Here is a 15,974-nt window from a genome sequence, read left to right as displayed (position 1 = left end):
CCTACACCGCTCGCGGCAGCCGGGTGCGCGGCGCCCTGACGTGCTCCTCGGCCACCACCTGCCCGGCGGTCGGCTGCAGGGCGAAGGCGGTGCCGCAGACGGCGGGCAACCCGGCCGCGACCAGTAGCGCGACCGCCGGGTGGGCGAGGGCGGCGGCGAGCCCGACGAAGGCGGGTCCGAACACGAACGACACCTCGTCGAGGGTGCCTTCGAAGGAGAGCGCCGCCACCACGGTCCGCTCATCGGTGCCCGCGCGCCGCGCCAGGGGCACGGTCCGGCTCCGGCCAGCGGGCCGACCTGCGGCACGCCGGCCCCGGCGAGCGCCCCCAGCAGCGCCAGCCGGCCGGTCCCGGCGTGGGCGAGCGCGGCCAGGACGAGGCGGTGACGGCGGCCGCGTTGACGAGCGCCGCGGCGAGCACCACGCCCCGCTGCCCGTGCGGTCGACGGCGCGGCCCGCGAGCGGGCCGCCGGCGGTCTGGCCGAGGGCGAGCGCGCCGCCCGCGAGCCCGGCCGTGGCCAGGCCGCCACTGCTCTCGGCGACCAGCAGCACGCTGCCCAGCCGGCCCATGGCCGTCGGCAGCCGTCCGAGGAACGAGACGACGGGGAGCAGCGGCCCGGTGAGGGCGATGACCTTGCGATACGTGTGCAGGGCTCCGGACATCAGGCGAAGCTGACGCGGCAGACGGGTGCGGGCGCATGGGCCGGAGGCACAGAAGCCGCGTATCGGGGTACGTACGTTCGCATGACACCCACTGCGACCTACCGGCTGCAGCTCCAGCCGGACTTCCCCTTCCGTGCCGCCGAGCGTGCCGTGCCGTATCTGGCCTCGCTCGGGGTGTCGCATCTGCATCTGTCGCCGGTCCTGGAGTCGGTGCCGGGGTCGACGCACGGCTATGACGTCGTCGACCACGCGCGCGTACGCGAAGAGCTCGGCGGCGAGGAGGGGCTGCGGCGGCTCGCCCGCACCGCCCGGGCGGCCGGGCTCGGCCTGGTGCTCGACATCGTCCCGAACCACATGGCGGCGGCACCGCGCCACAACCGGCAGCTGTGGGAGGTACTGCGCGAGGGCCCCGACTCGCCGTACGCCCCATGGTTCGACATCGACTGGGCGGCAGGCGGCGGCAAAGTGCTGCTGCCGGTCCTCGCCGGGCCGGTCGGGGGCGAGTTGGACCGGCTGACGGTGGACCGGGAAAAGGGGGTACTGGCGTACGGGGAGGCGCACGAGTTCCCCTTGCGCGCCGGTACGGAGGAGCTGCCCCTGCCCGAGCTGCTGGACGCCCAGTGGTACCGGCTCGGCTGGTGGCGCCTGGCCCGCACCGAGCTCAACTACCGTCGCTTCTTCACCATTTCGGAGCTCATCGGCGTCCGGGTGGAGGACGAGGACGTCTTCGCCGCCACCCACGCCAAGGTGCTGGAGCTGGTCCGGGACGGGGTGGTGGACGGGCTGCGGGTGGACCACCCGGACGGGCTGGCCGATCCCGAAACGTATCTGCGGCGCCTGAACACGGCGACCGGTGGTGCCTGGACGGTGGTGGAGAAGATCCTCGCCCGCCCCGAGCCGCTGCCGTCCGGGTGGACGGTCGCCGGGACGACCGGCTACGACGCGCTCCGCCGGATCGACGGCCTCTTCACCGATCCGGCCGGGCATCGGGAACTTCTGGGCCACTACCAGGAGTTCACGGGTCAGGAAGACAACCGGGGCGGGCACTGGGAGCCGACCGCACGCCGTGCCGCGTACGAGGTGGTCACGCATGACCTGGCCGCCGAAGTGGACCGCCTGACGCGCGCGGCGGCCCGGCTGTGCGCCCGCGACCCGGGGCTGCGCGACCACGCGCCGTGGGCACTGCGCCTCGCCCTGTGCGAGCTGCTGGTCCGGATGCCGGTCTACCGCCCGTACCGGACCGGCGCGCAGGAGGTGCTGACCCAGGAGATGGCGCGCCAGGCGCGGGAGGCTTTCGCGGTACCGGAGGAGGCCGCGGCGGTCGACACCGTACGGGATCTGGTGCTCGGTCAGTACGGGACCGGGGCCGGCACCAACGACCCCGAACTGCGCTCCTTCCAGGCACGTTTCGCGCAGACGTCGTCGGCTTTGCGTGCAAAGTCCCTGGAAGACACGGCGTTTTATCGATACGTGGCCCTCCTGTCCGCCAACGAGGTGGGCGGCGACCCCGGGCAACCATCCGTGTCCCCCGACGAGTTCCACACCTACTGCACCCGCATTGCCCGCGACTGGCCGACGACCGGGACCGTGCTGTCCACGCACGACACCAAGCGCAGTGCGGACGTACGGGCGCGGATCGCCGTACTGTCCGAGTGCCCGGGGCAGTGGAGGGCCCTGCTCGATCAGCTCTCCGGGCCGCCCTCGCCCGATCCGCAGCTGGCCTGGACGGCCTGGCAGACGGCGGTCGGCCTGGGCGGCACCGGTCTCACCGAGGAGCGGCTGGGCGGCGCCCTGCTCAAGGCCGCGCGCGAGGCGGGGCTGCGTACGAGCTGGACCGAACAGGATCCGGTGTACGAGCGGGCGCTGACCGACTTCGCCGCGTCCGGCCCCGCCGGGGTGCTCGCGGCGCGGATCGCGGAGTTCTCCCGCGGCCTGGCGTCGGCCACGCGCGCGAACGTGCTGGGGGCCGCGCTGGTGCATCTGACGATGCCGGGCGTGCCGGATGTGTACCAGGGCTCGGAGTCGGAGTGCCTGACGCTGGTAGACCCGGACAACCGACGCCCGGTGTACTTCCCGGAGACCGGCCTGGACTCGCCCCTGGACGAGAAGGGCGAGGTATCCGTGGCGGCTCTTCGGCTGAGGCGGGAACTTCCGGAGGTGTTCGGGGAGTTGAGTACGTACGAGCCGCTGATCGCCACCGGGCCGGCCGCCGACCACTGCCTCGCGTTCTCCCGTTCCGGCGAGGCGGTGACAGCGGTGACCCGGCTCTCCCTGCGGCTGGCCGAGTCGGGCGGCTGGGGCCCGACGGAGCTGGCGCTGCCGGAGGGAGTGTGGGCCGACGTCCTGAGGACCGACCGCTCCGGACAGTCCCACCACTCCAGCCGCTCCGGCCAATCCGGCCGGGAGTTCAGGGGGGTGGTGAAGCTGCGCGATCTGTTCGCCGACCGTCCGGTCGCGCTGCTCAGGCGGGTCGTACGAGAAGGGTCCGCGGGGCCCGGGTGAGCAGCCCGGTCTCGGTGGGCCGGAAGCCCTCGGCCCACCGGAGCTTCGGCATGGCCTCGCACAGCGCCCGCACCGCGCACTCCGCCTGAAGTTCGGCCACGCGCGCGGACGGGCAGTCCGGGGGACCGAAAGCGAGCTGGGCCGGAGCGGTGCGGCGGGGGTCGAACCGGTCCGGGGCGGCGAACCGATCGGGGTCCCGCCCCGCGGCCCCGACCAGCAGGGCGACCGCGGCGCACGCAGGGATGGTGCCGTCCGCTATGCGGGTGTCCCCGCCCGCCCGCCTCAGCACGACATGGACGGGCGGGTTCCGCCGCAGGGACTCGCCCCACGCGGCCGTAAGGGCGCCCGGCGCGTCCCGCACGGCTGCCCACTCATCCGGACGATCAAGGAGGTTGGCGAGAAAGGAGGAAAGCGCCTTGCCGATCAGGGCGGACCGATCGGCGCAGAGCACGGCCGGCGACGCGGCCGGGCCCGCACGCCGGCCCCCGGCCCGGCTGCCGCCTGCCAGCTCCGCGCACGACAGCCCCAGTGCGGTGGCGGCGGTCCCCACGGGCAGCCAGTGGCAGAACTCCGCGGCCAAGTCCGCCACTTCGCGCTGCGCCAGCCGCCGCGCCAGCACGAAAGCAGTCCGCTCGGACACCTCGCGCAGAACCCCGAACGCCTCGTCGTCCACCTCGCGGCGGGGCCCCTCGCACCACACCTCACCGGGCCAACAGCACGGCCCACGCCGCGGCCGGACCAGCCCGGGGTCGCCCAGCGCGGCCGCGACATCCCCGTACCGGCTGACCAGCCACGCCCCGAGCCGGTCGTCCCACAGGAGGGGGTACGACTCGCGCAGGGTGCGATAGAAGCCGTACCGGTCGCTCACCGCTTCGGGGCCGAGGAGGGAGGGGGCAGCGGGCGCGCCGGGCGCGGGGGCACCTGCGTGGGACGCAGGGCCCGCTGGGGCAACCGCGTGGGGCCCGGGGCCGCCAAGGGCAGCCGCACGGGCCACGGGATCCGGCAGGCCGACCGCGTCCGGCGCGAGGTCCACCGGGCGAACCGCGTCAGGCCCGGAGCCCGCCGGCACCGCGTCAGACCCGAGGCCCACCGGCACGACCGCGTCGCGCACGAGGTCCACCGCCCCCAGAACCTCAGACGCAGGGTCCGCCGGCACAACCGCCGCAGCCCCACTCGCGGCGCCACGGCCCGTCGGCGCGGCCGGACGCGGCATCGGCGGTATCGGTGCGCCCGGGTCGACCGGCATGAGGTGTCCTCCCCGGTCGGCGCCCGGGTGGGCGCGGTTGTTCTCAGCGGACCACCGGCGCCTCGCAGTCGCGATCGGCGTTCGGCCGTACGGGTGACACGCCCTTGCCCCCGTACGGCGCGGACCTGCGCAGCAGCTCGGCGAAGGCGGCCGCCGCACCGGTCAGCTCCACGCGGGAGAAGACCGCGAGGGCCCGCTTCCACGGCGGGTCGACGGGCAGCACCACGCAGTCCTCACCGATCCCGCCGCGGACCACGTGCGACGGGGCGGCGACGACACCGACCCCGGCCGCGGCCATCCGTACCGCCGTGGAGGTGTGCTCGGTGCGCAGGGCGGTGCGGGGCGCGAAGCCCGCTCTGCCGCAGACCAGGTCGAGGAACGGCACCCCGTCGACCGACGGCTCCATCGCACACCGCACCCAGTCGTGGTCCGCCAGCTCTTCCAGCCGCACGCTCGACCGCCCGGCAAGCGGGTCGTCGAAGGGGACGATGAGGGCGATCTCCTCGTCCCCGACCTCGACCACCGGCCCGTCCCAGCGGCGCGGCCGGGGTCCCACGGCGAGGTCGGCCGTGCCGCGTTCGAGCTCTTCCTCCAGCGCCTCGGTGGAGGCGTACTCGTGCAGGACGAGGCCGACGCCCGGGTGGTCACGGCGCCAGCGGGCGAAGACGTCGGGGAGGACGCCCACGGCCACCGAGTGCACGGCCGCGATGTGCAGTTCGCCGCCCTGTGCCCCGGCCGAGGCGCGAGCCGCCCGCTGGGCGCGTGCGGCGCTGCGCACGGCGAGCTGGGCGTGGGGCAGGAAGGCGCGGCCCATGGGGGTGAGCCGCACCCCGCGCGGCAGCCGTTCGAGCAGTTCGCCGCCGACGGACCTCTCCAGCGCCTTGATCTGGTGGGAGAGCGCGGGCTGGGTGACGTGCAGCAGCTCGGCCGCGCGTGTGAAGGAGGACTCCTCGACGACCGCGACGAAGTACTCCATCTGCCGAAGACTCACTCCGACCCCACTTCTCCCATTAAGCGTTTCCCATAAGCGTTTTCCCATAAGCATTGTGCATCGACCCCACAAGAACATTGCCTTGGACTCATGGCAAGGTCCGGACGGAGGCTGGACCCATGACCCAGAACTCCGCAACCCCCGTGCACCACACATCAGATGTGAACCGCGTGCCCGATGTGATCGTGATCGGCGGCGGCACCGGCGGCTACTCCACCGCGCTGCGCGCCGCCGCCCTCGGCCTGACGGTCGTCCTGGCCGAGCGCGACAAGGTCGGCGGCACCTGCCTGCACCGCGGCTGCATCCCGAGCAAGGCGATGCTGCACGCAGCCGAGCTCGTCGACGGCATCGCCGAGGCCCGCGAGCGATGGGGAGTGAAGGCCACGCTCGACTCGGTGGACTGGCCCGCCCTGGTCGCCACCCGCGACGACATCGTCTCCCGCAACCACAAGGGCGTGGAGGGCCACCTCTCGCACGCCCGGGTCATGGTGGTCCGGGGCAGCGCGCGGCTGACCGGATCCCGGACCGTACACATGGAGGGGCACGGCGAGTTCACCGCCCGGCGCGGCATCGTCCTCGCCACGGGCTGCCGCCCCCGGATGCTGCCCGGTCTGGAGGCCGACGGACGGCGTGTGGTCACCAGCGACGACGCGCTCTTCGCCCCTGGCCTTCCACAGTCCGTCCTGGTCCTCGGCGGCGGCGCGATCGGTGTCGAGTACGCCTCCTTCCACCGCTCGATGGGCGCCGATGTCACCCTGGTCGAGGCCGCCGACCGGCTCGTGCCGCTCGAAGACGCCGATGTGAGCCGCCACTTGACCCGTGGCCTGAAGAAGCGCGGCATCGACGTCCAGACCGGCGCCCGCTTCCTGAGCGCGGAGATCCTGGAGAGCGGCGTACGAGCGACCGTGCGCACCGCGCGCGGCGAGACCCGTACCGTCGAGGCCGAGCGGCTGCTGGTCGCCGTGGGCCGGGCCCCGGTGACCGACGGGCTCGGCCTGGCCGCGGCCGGACTGGCCACGGACGAGCGCGGATTCGTGGCCCCCGCCGACTGGACCCGGCTCGAAACCGCCGTTCCCGGCATCCATGTCGTCGGTGATCTGCTGCCCCCTCCTTCCCTCGGCCTGGCCCACGCCTCGTTCGCCGAGGGCCTGCTGGTGGCCGAGACCCTCGCCGGTCTGGCATCACCGCCGGTCGACTACGCGGCGGTGCCCCGTGTCACGTACTCCTCTCCGCAGACCGCGTCGGTGGGTCTGACCGAGGCGGACGCCCGCAACCGCGGACACGACGTCGTCGTCAACTCGATGCCCCTGACGGCCGTCGCCAAGGGGATGGTGCACGGCCAGAGCGGTGTGGTGAAGGTCGTGGCCGAGCGCGACGGGCAGGTCCTCGGCGTCCATCTCGTGGGCCCCCATGTCTCCGAGATGATCGCCGAGTCCCAGCTGATCGTCGGCTGGGCCGCCGAACCGTCCGATGTGGCCCGCCACATCCACGCCCACCCGACCCTGTCGGAAGCGGTCGGCGAGACGTTCCTGACCCTCGCGGGACGCGGCCTCCACCAGCAGTGACGGCCGTACGCGGAGCTACTCGGAGACCCGGTCCCGGTCGACGGGAAGCGAGTAGCGCAGCTTCTCGCGGCCGGTCGCGCCCATTCGCTCGTAGAACCGCCGCGCCCCTTCGTTCCAGACCGGCGTCTGCCACTGCACCCGGTCCATCCCGAGCTCCCGGGCCTCGGCGGCCACCGCGTCGACCAGCAGGGCGCCGAGGCCGAGGCCCCGGTGGCCGTCGCGGAGGTAGAGGCAGTCCATGTGCAGGTACTCGCGGGCCTGCCAGGTGGAGAGCTCGGGTGCGCAGCTCGCGTATCCCACGACCTCACCGCCCGGTATCTCGGCGACGAAGCAGCGCAACCGGGGCCTGTCCTGGCCGAAGAGCAGGGCTCCGAGCCGCTCCGCGAGATCGGGCGCGGGCGGCGCGGCCTTCTCGTACACCGCGTGCTCCGCGGCGAGTTCGGCCAGGCGCGGCAGGTCGGAGGGGCGGGCGGGCCTCACACGGGGCTGCTGGTCGTCGTTCATACCGCCATGATGAGGGGCACCACTGACAACGGCCCCGGCGACGGCGTTCGCCCAGCTCAGCGCGGTGTGAGCCAGTGCGTTGCCCGGTGAGTCAGTGCCCTGCACATCAGTGCGTCGCGAGCCGGAAGCTCATCCGCCCGAAGCTCACCTGGTCGCCGTCGTTGACGACCACCGCCCCGGTCACCCGGCGCCTGTTGACGCTCGTGCCGTTCGTGGAGCCGAGGTCGCGCAGTACCCACACGCCGGACTGGTGGCTCAGCTCGGCGTGCACCCGGGAGACCGTCTCGTGGCTGAGCCGCAGCCCGTTGTGCGGATCGCGGCCGATCCGCAGCGGGTAGGGGCCGGGCACGGGGAACAGCAGCTTCGGCAGCCGCTCGGACTGCCATGCCCGGCGCATCGCCACGCTGAACCCGGACACCCGGCTCACCGCCCCGTACAGCGCCCGCGACCAGCGGCCCTGCGCGTCCAGGTCGGCGGTGAGCGCGGCCAGTTCGTCGGAACGGCGCGCGGACAGGGCAAGTTCCATCCGGCGCATGAACGTGTCGTGTGACAGCTTTCCCTGCGCGGCGCCCTCTCTGAGCACGTCGAGCACACGGTCGCGCTCGTCGTCCGACAGCCGGGCGGGAGCGGGATACGTGGAGAACTGGAAGGACGACGTCACAACAGAGATTGTCGGGCCGACGGCCTCGGTGTGTCCAGCAGGGCCGGACTTTGCCTCAGTTCCCCGTTCCGTCCCCTCTGACCTGCGCAGAAAGCCCCTTGCCGAGCCGCCGCGCACGATTGTTAGGGTCTGGCGACCGTGTACATCCCATGAGGGGAACTCCTTGACGACATCCGCGTCGGACATCACCTTCCGTCCGCTCGCCGGGCCCGAGGAACTCGGGCTCTTCCAGCAGCTCTCCTACGTACTCGACCACGAGGTCGAGGGCGATCTGACCACCGGCCGCCGTCTGCCCTCATGGATGTGGGTGGCACTGCGCGGGGACCGGGTGCTGGCCCGCCTCTCCTGGTGGACGCCGCCGGACCACGAAGTTCCGCTGAGCCTCGACTTCTTCGACGTCGACGACTCGCTGCCGCCCGCCGAACGCCATGCCGTCGGGCTGAAGCTCCTGGAGACCGCGACGGCCGCGGTGATCCCGGCCGGCGCCCCCCGCCCGGAGTACGGCCGCTACACGCCCGGCGACTGGCGCGAGGACCCCCACGCGCGCGAGGTCGTCGACACCCGGATGAACATCCTGGCCGAGACCGGTGCGCAGCTCCTGGTCGAGCGGCTGCGCCTGGAGTGGCGTCCGGGGACTCCGGTCCCCGCCGCGTCCACGCGGCTCGTGTTCCGCCCGGCGACCGACCGCGAGGAACTGCTCTCGCTGATGACGCTGGTCCTGGAGGGCACGCTCGACGAGCACAGCCGTACGGAGATGCTGACGATGACGCCGCGCGCGTCGGCGGAGCTGATGTACGAGGAGGAGTTCGACACCTTCAAATCGCCCCGCGAGTGGTGGCAGATCGCCGAACTCCCGGACGGCGGCGGCCCGGTGGGCTTCGTCATACCCGCCCGCAACAACTACCACCCGATCATCGCGTACATCGGCGTGTTGCCCGCCCACCGCGGCCACGGTTACATCGACGACATCCTGGCCGAGGGCACACGCATCCTGGCCGCGCAGGACGTCCCGCGCATCCGCGCCGCGACGGACCTCGCCAACGTGCCGATGGCGAACGCCTTCGCGCGCGCGGGGTACGTGACCTTCGAGCGCGCGATCAACATGGTCTGGCCGAGCGACAGCTGAAACGTCTCTCCGGGCTCAGCCGACGGCGCGCTGGGCCCGGATCACGTCCCGGTACCACCGGTAGGAGTCCTTCGGGGTGCGCCGCAGCGTCGGGTAGTCGACGTGAACCAGGCCGAAGCGCTGTGCGGCGCCCTCGATCCACTCGATGTTGTCGGTGAGGGACCACACGAAGTAGCCGCGTACGTCCACGCCTTCGGCCATGGCGCGGTGCAGGGCGCGCAGATGCCCGTCCAGGTAGCGGATGCGGCCGGCGTCCTCGATGCCGTCGTAGGAGCAGCCGTTCTCGGTGATGTACACGGGCGGCAGCCGGTCGCCGTAGCGTGCCTTCAGCTGGACGAGCATCTCGCGCAGGCCGTCCGGGACGACGGGCCAGCCGAAGGCGGTGGTCTCGTACCCCTCGATCTCCCTGATCCCGAAGGGCAGTTCGGCGGGCATCTCGAACCCGGCGAAGGACTCTACGGCCTCGGGCGCGGGCGCGCCCACGCGCGTGGGGTTGTAGTAGTTCACCCCGTACCAGTCGAGCGGGGCCGAGATGACGGCGAGGTCGTCCGCGACCGGGCCCGGCATCAGCGCGGCGAAGTTCTCGTCGGGGTAGCGGCCGGTGAGGACGGGGTCCGCGAACAGCCAGTTGCTGATGGTGTCGTAGAGGTCCGCGCCGAAACGGTCCTCCTCGCTCTCGCCCGCGGACCATACGGGGGTGTGCGAGACCGCGAGGCCTATGTTCCGGGCGCCCGCCGCGCGCAGCGCCCCGACCGCCAGGCCGTGGGCAAGCAGCTGGTGGTGGGCGGCAGGGAGGGCGTCGAAGAGGAGCTTCTTTCCGGGGGCGTGCTCACCGAGCGCGTAGCCGAGCAGTGTCACCTCGGCCGGCTCGTTGACGGTGATCCACATGGGGACGCGGTCGGCGAGCCTTTCGGCCACTACGCGCGCGTAGTCGGCGAACCGGTAGGCGGTGTCACGCTGGAGCCAGCCGCCCGCCTCCTCCAGCTCCAGCGGCGTGTCCCAGTGGTAGAGGGTCGGCGCCGGGGTGATGCCGTGAGCGCACAGCTCGTCGACGAGCCGGTCGTAGAAGTCGAGACCCGCCATGTTGACCGGGCCACTGCCGCCCGGGACGACACGCGGCCAGCTGACGGAGAAGCGGAAGGCTCCGGCGCCGAGCCCGGCGAGCAGGGCGACGTCCTCGCGGTAGCGCTCGTGGAAGCCGGTGCCACGGGCGGCGTCGGCGCCGTCCTTGATGCGGCCGGGCTCGGCGGCGAAGGCGTCCCAGCCGGAGGGGCCCTTGCCCTCGGCTGCGGCGGCCCCCTCGGTCTGGAAGGCTGAGGCGGAGGCTCCCCAGAGGAAGCCGTGCGGGAACGGCGGCAGGGTCATGGATCCGGACCTTAATGGCGAGTAACCACAACCTCCAGACCTTGATCCCGCCTTCCGCGGACGATGGATGCCCTCTTCCACGGTTTGACGGTACGCGGGCAACGGGAGGTATCAAGAATGTTGTTCGAGGTGTGGGCGCCGCGGGCGGACCGGGTCGCCCTCCAGCTGGAGGGCACGACCCACGACATGGAACCGCACCCTGTGCGGACCGGATGGTGGCTGACCGAGGCCGGGGCCCGGGACGGCGACCGCTACGGGTACGTCGTGGACGGGGGCCGTCCGCTGCCGGACCCGCGCTCGCGCCGCCAGCCGGACGGGCCAGACGGCCTCAGCGCCGTCGTCGACCACGACGACTTCCCCTGGCAGCACCCCTGGGAGGGCCGCCCGCTGTCCGGCGCGGTCCTCTACGAGCTGCACATCGGCACCTACACCGAAGAGGGCACCTTCGACGCCGCGGCCGCCCGCCTCGCCCATTTGGCCGAACTGGGGGTGACGCATGTCGAGCTGATGCCGGTGTGCCCGTTCCCGGGGCGGCACGGCTGGGGGTACGACGGCGTGGCACCGTGGGCCGTGCACGAGCCGTACGGCGGTCCCGAAGGGCTGAAACGATTTGTCGACGCGGCGCACGACCACGGCCTCGGAGTCGTCCTCGACGTCGTCCACAACCACCTCGGCCCCTCCGGCAACATCCTCCCCGCCTTCGGCCCGTACTTCACCGACACCCACCACACACCGTGGGGCGCCGCCGTCAACCTGGACGCCCCGGGGTCGGACGAGGTGCGCGCGTACCTCCTGGAGAGCGCACTCGCCTGGCTGCGCGACTACCGGCTCGACGGGCTGCGCCTGGACGCCGTGCACACGCTGTTCGACACGCGCGCGTTGCCGTTCCTCGAAGAGCTCTCCACCGCCGTCGACGTGCTCTCCGTCCAGCTGGGGCGCCCGCTCTTCCTGGTCGCCGAGTCCGACCGGTGCGACCCGCGCACCACCGCCCCACGCGCGCAGAACGGCCTCGGGCTGCACGCCCAGTGGAACGACGACTTCCACCACGCCCTGCACACCGCGCTGACCGGCGAGTCCCAGGGCTACTACGCCGACTTCGCGCGCGCCCCGCTCGCCGCCCTGGCCAAGACCCTCACCCGGGCCTTCTTCCACGACGGCACCTATTCGACCTTCCGCGGCCGCACCCACGGACGGCGCGTCGACCGCACGAAGACTCCCGCACACCGCTTCCTGGGCTACGCCCAGACCCATGACCAGATCGGCAACAGGGCGCTGGGCGATCGCCTCTCCGCGACCCTCTCCCCCGGCCTGACCGCCTGCGCCGCCGCGCTGGTACTGACCGGCCCGTACACGCCGATGCTCTTCATGGGCGAGGAGTGGGGCGCCCGCACGCCCTGGCAGTACTTCACCGACCACCCCGATCCCGAGCTCGCCGAGGCCGTACGGGTCGGCAGGCGGCGGGAGTTCGCGGCGCACGGATGGGCCGAGGAGGACATCCCCGACCCGCAGGACCCCGCCACCCGGGCGCGCTCCTGTCTGGACTGGGACGAGCCGGGAAAGGAGCACCACGCGCGCGTGCTCGCCTGGTACCGCCTGCTGATCGCGCTCCGCCGCACCCGCCCCGACCTCACCGACCCGGACATCGCCGCGGTCAAGGTCGTCCACGACGAGGAGGCGCGCTGGCTCACCTTCCGGCGCGGCGACCTCAGGACCGTGGTCAACCTCGGGAAGGAGCCCGCGCTGATCCCCCTGGGCCGCAACAACTGCCAGGTGCTGGCCGCCTGGGAGCCGGTGCAACCACCGCTCCCGGACGGCCAGTTCAGGTTGCCGCCCGAGTCGTGCGCGGTCCTCGGCCCGCCGAGCGTCTGACCGGCCGGCTCACCGATTCGTCGGCTAGTCGACGAGCGCCATCTCGCGCGCGGTGTTGTTGAAGCTGCGCCCGCCGTCCTCGGTGACCGTCACGATGTCCTCGATCCGCACGCCGAACCGGCCCGGCAGATAGATCCCCGGCTCCACGGAGAAGCACATGCCGGGCACCAGCGGCTGCTCCTCACCCTCGATCATGTAGGGCGGCTCATGGGTGGTGACGCCGATGCCGTGGCCGGTGCGGTGGATGAAGTACTCGCCGTATCCGGCCTCTTCGATCACCGCGCGCGCGGCCCGGTCGACGTCCTGGCAGGCCACCCCTGGCTTCACGGCCTCGCACCCGGCCCGCTGGGCCTCCCGTACGACGTCGTGGACGCGCTGCTCCTCGGCGCCGGGCGCGCCTACGTGGACGGTACGGGTGGTGTCCGAGCCGTAGCCGTGCTTGAGGCCGCCGAAGTCGAGGACGACCATGTCGCCGCGTCCGATGGTCCGCTCGCCCGCCTCATGGTGCGGGTTGGCGCCGTTGGGGCCGGACCCGACGACCGTGAAGTCCACCTGCGAATGGCCGAACTCCATGAGCAGCGCGGCCAGATCGGCCGCCACGTCCGTCTCCTTGCGCCCGGCGAACCGGACCTTGAGGATCTCTCCGTACGCCTCGTCCGCCGCCGCTCCGGCCGCCTCCAGGCGCGCCAGCTCGTGCGCGTCCTTGACCGCCCGCAGCATCGGGAGCGCCTCTGTGAGGGCCGCGTAGGTGGTTCCGGGGAGCTTCTGCTGCAGTCCGAGCAGATGCATCGCCCAGGCGTTGTCGCTCACGCCGAACCGGCCGTCCACGTCCAGCAGGGGCGCGGTCACTCCGTACGGGTCGGTGCCGTCGGTCCAGTCCCGCAGGGTGAGAGCCGCGGCCCCGGCGGCGCGCTCGGCGTCCGGCGCCTCCAGCTTCGGTACGACGAGGACCGGCTCCTGCCCGGCCGCCAGCACCAGCAACGTCAACCGCTCGGTGGTCGCGGTCGGCTGATACCCGGTCAGATAGACCAGGTCGGGTCCGGGCGCGACCAGGACACCGGCGAGACCCGCGTCGGCGGCGGACTCGGCGGCGCGGACCATCCTGGCCCGGTAGTCGTCGGCGGTGAAGGGCGCGGGAACAGATGTCATAGGCATGGGCGCCATCCTGCCCGTACGCCGCCTGGCACGCGATCGGGACGGCGAACGGGGCTGCGGCCCGGACGCCGTCAGCCGCCCTCCTGGCTGTCGCCCACCAGTCTTTCGAGGAGCTCCTGGAAGTCGTCGCCGACGACGATCCGCAGGCCGTCGCCCTCGTCCTCGCGGTCGCTGAGCTGGGTGAGCGTGCCGTCACGCCACCAGTAGACGAACGGGCTGATGGCGCCCGGTGTGTCCTCGAAGCCGGCCGCGGCGAAGGACGCCATGGCGTTGAGCGCCGGGATCATGCCGGAGTCGCGGATCACATGGAACGCGAGCTGGTGCCGGAACGGCATGGCGACCAGGGCGCCGTCCGGCGTCAGTTCGCGCCCGGTGAGCTGCGGCACCAGGGCGTCCAGGGCGAGCACCCGGCTGGCCGTGTAGAACGAGTCCCCGACGACCACTTCGAACCGCATGCCGTCCTCGCCCTTGACGCTCTCGTGCGACTCGACGGGCAGCTGCTTGAGGTTGCGCAGGGCCTGGGCGCGCAGTTCGGGAAGGCGGCCGAGGGGTTCCAGCGCCTCGTCGGTGAGCATCATGACGCTCTCCGGCAGATCCAGGGCCAGGATCTCGTACAAGCCCGGTGCGACACCGCGCGCGTAGCTGAAGGTCTGCGGGTCGAGCCCCGCCTCACTGATCACCCGGGGGTAGAGCTGGGCGCGGATCTGCTCGGGCGGCAGGGTGTCGAGTGCGGAGGGGCCATCCATGGTGCGCAGCACCATTCCGACGTGGCGACGAATCAGTTCCGGCCACACACGGGGGCCCCGGCGGTCGTTGTGACAGACCGCCGCGAGGTTCGCGAGGCCGAACCGGCGGTCGCCGCTGTCCTTCACGGAGTCCGCGTAGAGGGTCACCTCCAGGCCCTGCTCGGCGAACGCCTCGCGCACCTGGGCACGGAACCGCGAGCCCTCGTCGGCGGAGAAATAGCCGAACTCCGCGTCCCGGGGCGCATCGCTCCGGTCACGCTTCGGCCCCCGTCGGAATATCCCCACGTCAGCTGCCTTCCGTCACACGGGTCACACGGTAGCCCCGCGGTAGATCCCTACGCCGTTCCCACGCCCGGTGAAGGCCGAGCCTACCCAGCCCCCATCTGACTGACGACAAGATCCGCACGGTCCCGGCCACCTGCCACCACGCGCGCGTTGGCCTCGTCGGACTCCCTGACCCACCGTTCGGCGTACGGGCGGGCCTTCCCGTACCGCACGTGCCGCGCGACGAGCCTGCGCACCCGTTCCGCGCCGTCGATCTCCAGAAACCAGGCCTCGTCGAGCAGCGACCTGACCGGTGCCCAGCCGTCCTGATCGTGCAGGAGGTAGTTCCCCTCGGTGACGACGAGCGGGACGGCGGGACCGACCGGGATGCTCCCGGCGACCGGCTCCTCGATCGAGCGGTCGAAGGCCGGCGCGTACACCACGGCGCCGGGCTCGGGTGTCCGCAGCCGGGTGAGCAACGCGGCGTATCCGGCGGCGTCGAAGGTGTCGGGGGCGCCCTTGCGGTCGGCGCGCCCGAGGCGGACGAGTTCGGCCTGGGCGAGGTGGAAGCCGTCCATCGGGACGAGCACGGCCTGCCCGCCGAGCCGCTCCACCAGCCTCCCGGCCAGCGTGGACTTCCCGGCGCCGGGCGCCCCGGCGATACCGAGCACGCGCCGACGGCCGGGGGCGGCGAGCAGCCGGGCGCGCTCGACGAGACGATTCAGCACAGCGCTCTCCGCAGCGATCTCCATGCCGGACATTGTCCCGTGGCGGCTTGGCGCCCTGACAGTCATACGTATAACCTCGTGCCATGTCCCATATCGCCCTGATCACGCTCGTCGTCCGCGACTACGACGAGGCCATCGCCTTCTACACGGACGCCCTCGGCTTCGAACTGGCCGAGGACACCGACCGCGGGGACGGCTCCCGCTGGGTGGTGGTCCGCCCGCGCGGCACCGGCACCGCGTCGCTGCTACTGGCCCGCGCCAAGAACGAGGCCGAGCGCGCCAGCATCGGCGCCCAGACCGGCGGCCGCGTCGGCTTCTTCCTGTACACCGAGGACTTCGCGGCCGACCACGCCCGGATGACCGCGGCCGGCGTCCGGTTCCTGGAGGAGCCGCGCCACGAGGTGTACGGATCAGTCGCGGTCTTCCAGGACCTTTACGGCAACCGCTGGGACCTGCTCCAGCCCGCGTGAACGTCGGCATTTGGCGCCTGATGGGGCGCCGGTAAACGCAGAAAAGCCCCGTACCGGATCCCGGTACGGGGCTTTTCTCAAAATTTGTTCGGCGGTGTCCTACTCTCCCACAGGGTCCCCC

General features: G+C 72.5%; 14 protein-coding genes. 5 read left to right on the top strand and 9 right to left on the bottom strand.

Annotation, left to right across the window (positions count from 1 at the left end; translation table 11 throughout):
* Position 1: 1 nt before the first annotated feature.
* On the bottom strand, positions 2-661 hold the full coding sequence (locus ACFWA7_RS17395) for a hypothetical protein (RefSeq protein ID WP_385823707.1): 660 nt from the start codon (positions 659-661) through the stop codon (positions 2-4).
* An 81-nt stretch (positions 662-742) separates the two neighbouring features.
* Between ACFWA7_RS17395 and treY the strand changes: the two genes are divergently transcribed.
* Positions 743-3,163: a malto-oligosyltrehalose synthase gene (treY, locus tag ACFWA7_RS17390; protein WP_385823705.1), complete on the top strand. Its 2,421-nt coding sequence runs from the start codon at positions 743-745 to the stop codon at positions 3,161-3,163.
* On the opposite strand, the gene ACFWA7_RS17385 is transcribed toward treY, so the two are convergent.
* Positions 3,123-4,031 (bottom strand): cytochrome P450, encoded by a 909-nt coding sequence (locus ACFWA7_RS17385; protein WP_385538668.1) that lies wholly within the window; start codon positions 4,029-4,031, stop codon positions 3,123-3,125. The genes treY and ACFWA7_RS17385 overlap by 41 nt on opposite strands.
* 421 nt (positions 4,032-4,452) lie before the next feature.
* Complete coding sequence (locus ACFWA7_RS17380; protein WP_385538666.1) at positions 4,453-5,385, bottom strand: LysR substrate-binding domain-containing protein; 933 nt, start codon at positions 5,383-5,385, stop codon at positions 4,453-4,455.
* 134 nt (positions 5,386-5,519) lie between these two features.
* Here ACFWA7_RS17380 and lpdA point away from each other — a divergent pair, with 134 nt between their 5' ends.
* Positions 5,520-6,965: a dihydrolipoyl dehydrogenase gene (lpdA, locus tag ACFWA7_RS17375; RefSeq protein WP_385823703.1), complete on the top strand. Its 1,446-nt coding sequence runs from the start codon at positions 5,520-5,522 to the stop codon at positions 6,963-6,965.
* A gap of 15 nt (positions 6,966-6,980) precedes the next feature.
* Here the strand turns inward: lpdA and ACFWA7_RS17370 are convergent, their stop codons facing one another.
* Positions 6,981-7,469: a GNAT family N-acetyltransferase gene (locus tag ACFWA7_RS17370; RefSeq protein WP_385538663.1), complete on the bottom strand. Its 489-nt coding sequence runs from the start codon at positions 7,467-7,469 to the stop codon at positions 6,981-6,983.
* A 106-nt stretch (positions 7,470-7,575) separates the two neighbouring features.
* Entirely contained in the window at positions 7,576-8,130 is a 555-nt protein-coding gene (locus ACFWA7_RS17365; RefSeq protein ID WP_385823701.1) for an FHA domain-containing protein, read from the bottom strand.
* Positions 8,131-8,293: 163 nt separating this feature from the next.
* On the opposite strand from ACFWA7_RS17365, the gene ACFWA7_RS17360 reads away from it, so the two are divergent.
* On the top strand, positions 8,294-9,256 hold the full coding sequence (locus ACFWA7_RS17360; protein WP_385538660.1) for a GNAT family N-acetyltransferase: 963 nt from the start codon (positions 8,294-8,296) through the stop codon (positions 9,254-9,256).
* 15 nt (positions 9,257-9,271) lie between these two features.
* On the opposite strand, the gene ACFWA7_RS17355 is transcribed toward ACFWA7_RS17360, so the two are convergent.
* The gene (locus ACFWA7_RS17355; protein WP_385538658.1) at positions 9,272-10,621 is read right to left on the bottom strand and encodes a GH1 family beta-glucosidase; all 1,350 of its coding nucleotides are present in this window, start codon (positions 10,619-10,621) and stop codon (positions 9,272-9,274) included.
* Between the two features lie 117 nt (positions 10,622-10,738).
* Between ACFWA7_RS17355 and treZ the strand changes: the two genes are divergently transcribed.
* Complete coding sequence (treZ, locus tag ACFWA7_RS17350; protein ID WP_385823699.1) at positions 10,739-12,490, top strand: malto-oligosyltrehalose trehalohydrolase; 1,752 nt, start codon at positions 10,739-10,741, stop codon at positions 12,488-12,490.
* A gap of 24 nt (positions 12,491-12,514) precedes the next feature.
* Here treZ and ACFWA7_RS17345 read toward each other — a convergent pair whose 3' ends face one another.
* From ACFWA7_RS17345 to ACFWA7_RS17335, 3 genes are all read right to left on the bottom strand, one after another.
* On the bottom strand, positions 12,515-13,645 hold the full coding sequence (locus ACFWA7_RS17345; RefSeq protein WP_385538655.1) for an aminopeptidase P family protein: 1,131 nt from the start codon (positions 13,643-13,645) through the stop codon (positions 12,515-12,517).
* 71 nt (positions 13,646-13,716) lie between these two features.
* The gene (locus ACFWA7_RS17340) at positions 13,717-14,676 is read right to left on the bottom strand and encodes a hypothetical protein (protein ID WP_385538653.1); all 960 of its coding nucleotides are present in this window, start codon (positions 14,674-14,676) and stop codon (positions 13,717-13,719) included.
* Between the two features lie 83 nt (positions 14,677-14,759).
* Positions 14,760-15,407: a nucleoside/nucleotide kinase family protein gene (locus ACFWA7_RS17335; RefSeq protein ID WP_385538651.1), complete on the bottom strand. Its 648-nt coding sequence runs from the start codon at positions 15,405-15,407 to the stop codon at positions 14,760-14,762.
* A 59-nt stretch (positions 15,408-15,466) separates the two neighbouring features.
* Here ACFWA7_RS17335 and ACFWA7_RS17330 point away from each other — a divergent pair, with 59 nt between their 5' ends.
* Positions 15,467-15,853, top strand: coding sequence for a VOC family protein (locus ACFWA7_RS17330; RefSeq protein ID WP_385538649.1), 387 nt, complete (start codon positions 15,467-15,469; stop codon positions 15,851-15,853).
* The last annotated feature ends 121 nt before the right edge of the window (positions 15,854-15,974 follow it).

The sequence above is a fragment of the Streptomyces sp. NPDC059994 genome, from assembly GCF_042737755.1.
GTDB lineage: Bacteria > Actinomycetota > Actinomycetes > Streptomycetales > Streptomycetaceae > Streptomyces.
The sequence above is the reverse complement of the archived record's forward strand: the minus strand, read 5'-3'. Positions and strand labels throughout refer to the sequence as shown.

Excerpts from the sequence above, each read along its gene's own strand:
- ACFWA7_RS17335 (WP_385538651.1), bottom strand. The coding sequence starts at position 15,407 with ATGGAGATCGCTGCGGAGAGCGCTGTGCTGAATCGTCTCGTCGAGCGC.
- ACFWA7_RS17345 (WP_385538655.1), bottom strand. The coding sequence starts at position 13,645 with ATGCCTATGACATCTGTTCCCGCGCCCTTCACCGCCGACGACTACCGG.
- treZ (WP_385823699.1), top strand. The coding sequence starts at position 10,739 with ATGTTGTTCGAGGTGTGGGCGCCGCGGGCGGACCGGGTCGCCCTCCAG.
- ACFWA7_RS17355 (WP_385538658.1), bottom strand. The coding sequence starts at position 10,621 with ATGACCCTGCCGCCGTTCCCGCACGGCTTCCTCTGGGGAGCCTCCGCC.
- ACFWA7_RS17370 (WP_385538663.1), bottom strand. The coding sequence starts at position 7,469 with ATGAACGACGACCAGCAGCCCCGTGTGAGGCCCGCCCGCCCCTCCGAC.
- ACFWA7_RS17380 (WP_385538666.1), bottom strand. The coding sequence starts at position 5,385 with ATGGAGTACTTCGTCGCGGTCGTCGAGGAGTCCTCCTTCACACGCGCG.
- treY (WP_385823705.1), top strand. The coding sequence starts at position 743 with ATGACACCCACTGCGACCTACCGGCTGCAGCTCCAGCCGGACTTCCCC.
- lpdA (WP_385823703.1), top strand. The coding sequence starts at position 5,520 with ATGACCCAGAACTCCGCAACCCCCGTGCACCACACATCAGATGTGAAC.
- ACFWA7_RS17330 (WP_385538649.1), top strand. The coding sequence starts at position 15,467 with ATGTCCCATATCGCCCTGATCACGCTCGTCGTCCGCGACTACGACGAG.
- ACFWA7_RS17395 (WP_385823707.1), bottom strand. The coding sequence starts at position 661 with ATGTCCGGAGCCCTGCACACGTATCGCAAGGTCATCGCCCTCACCGGG.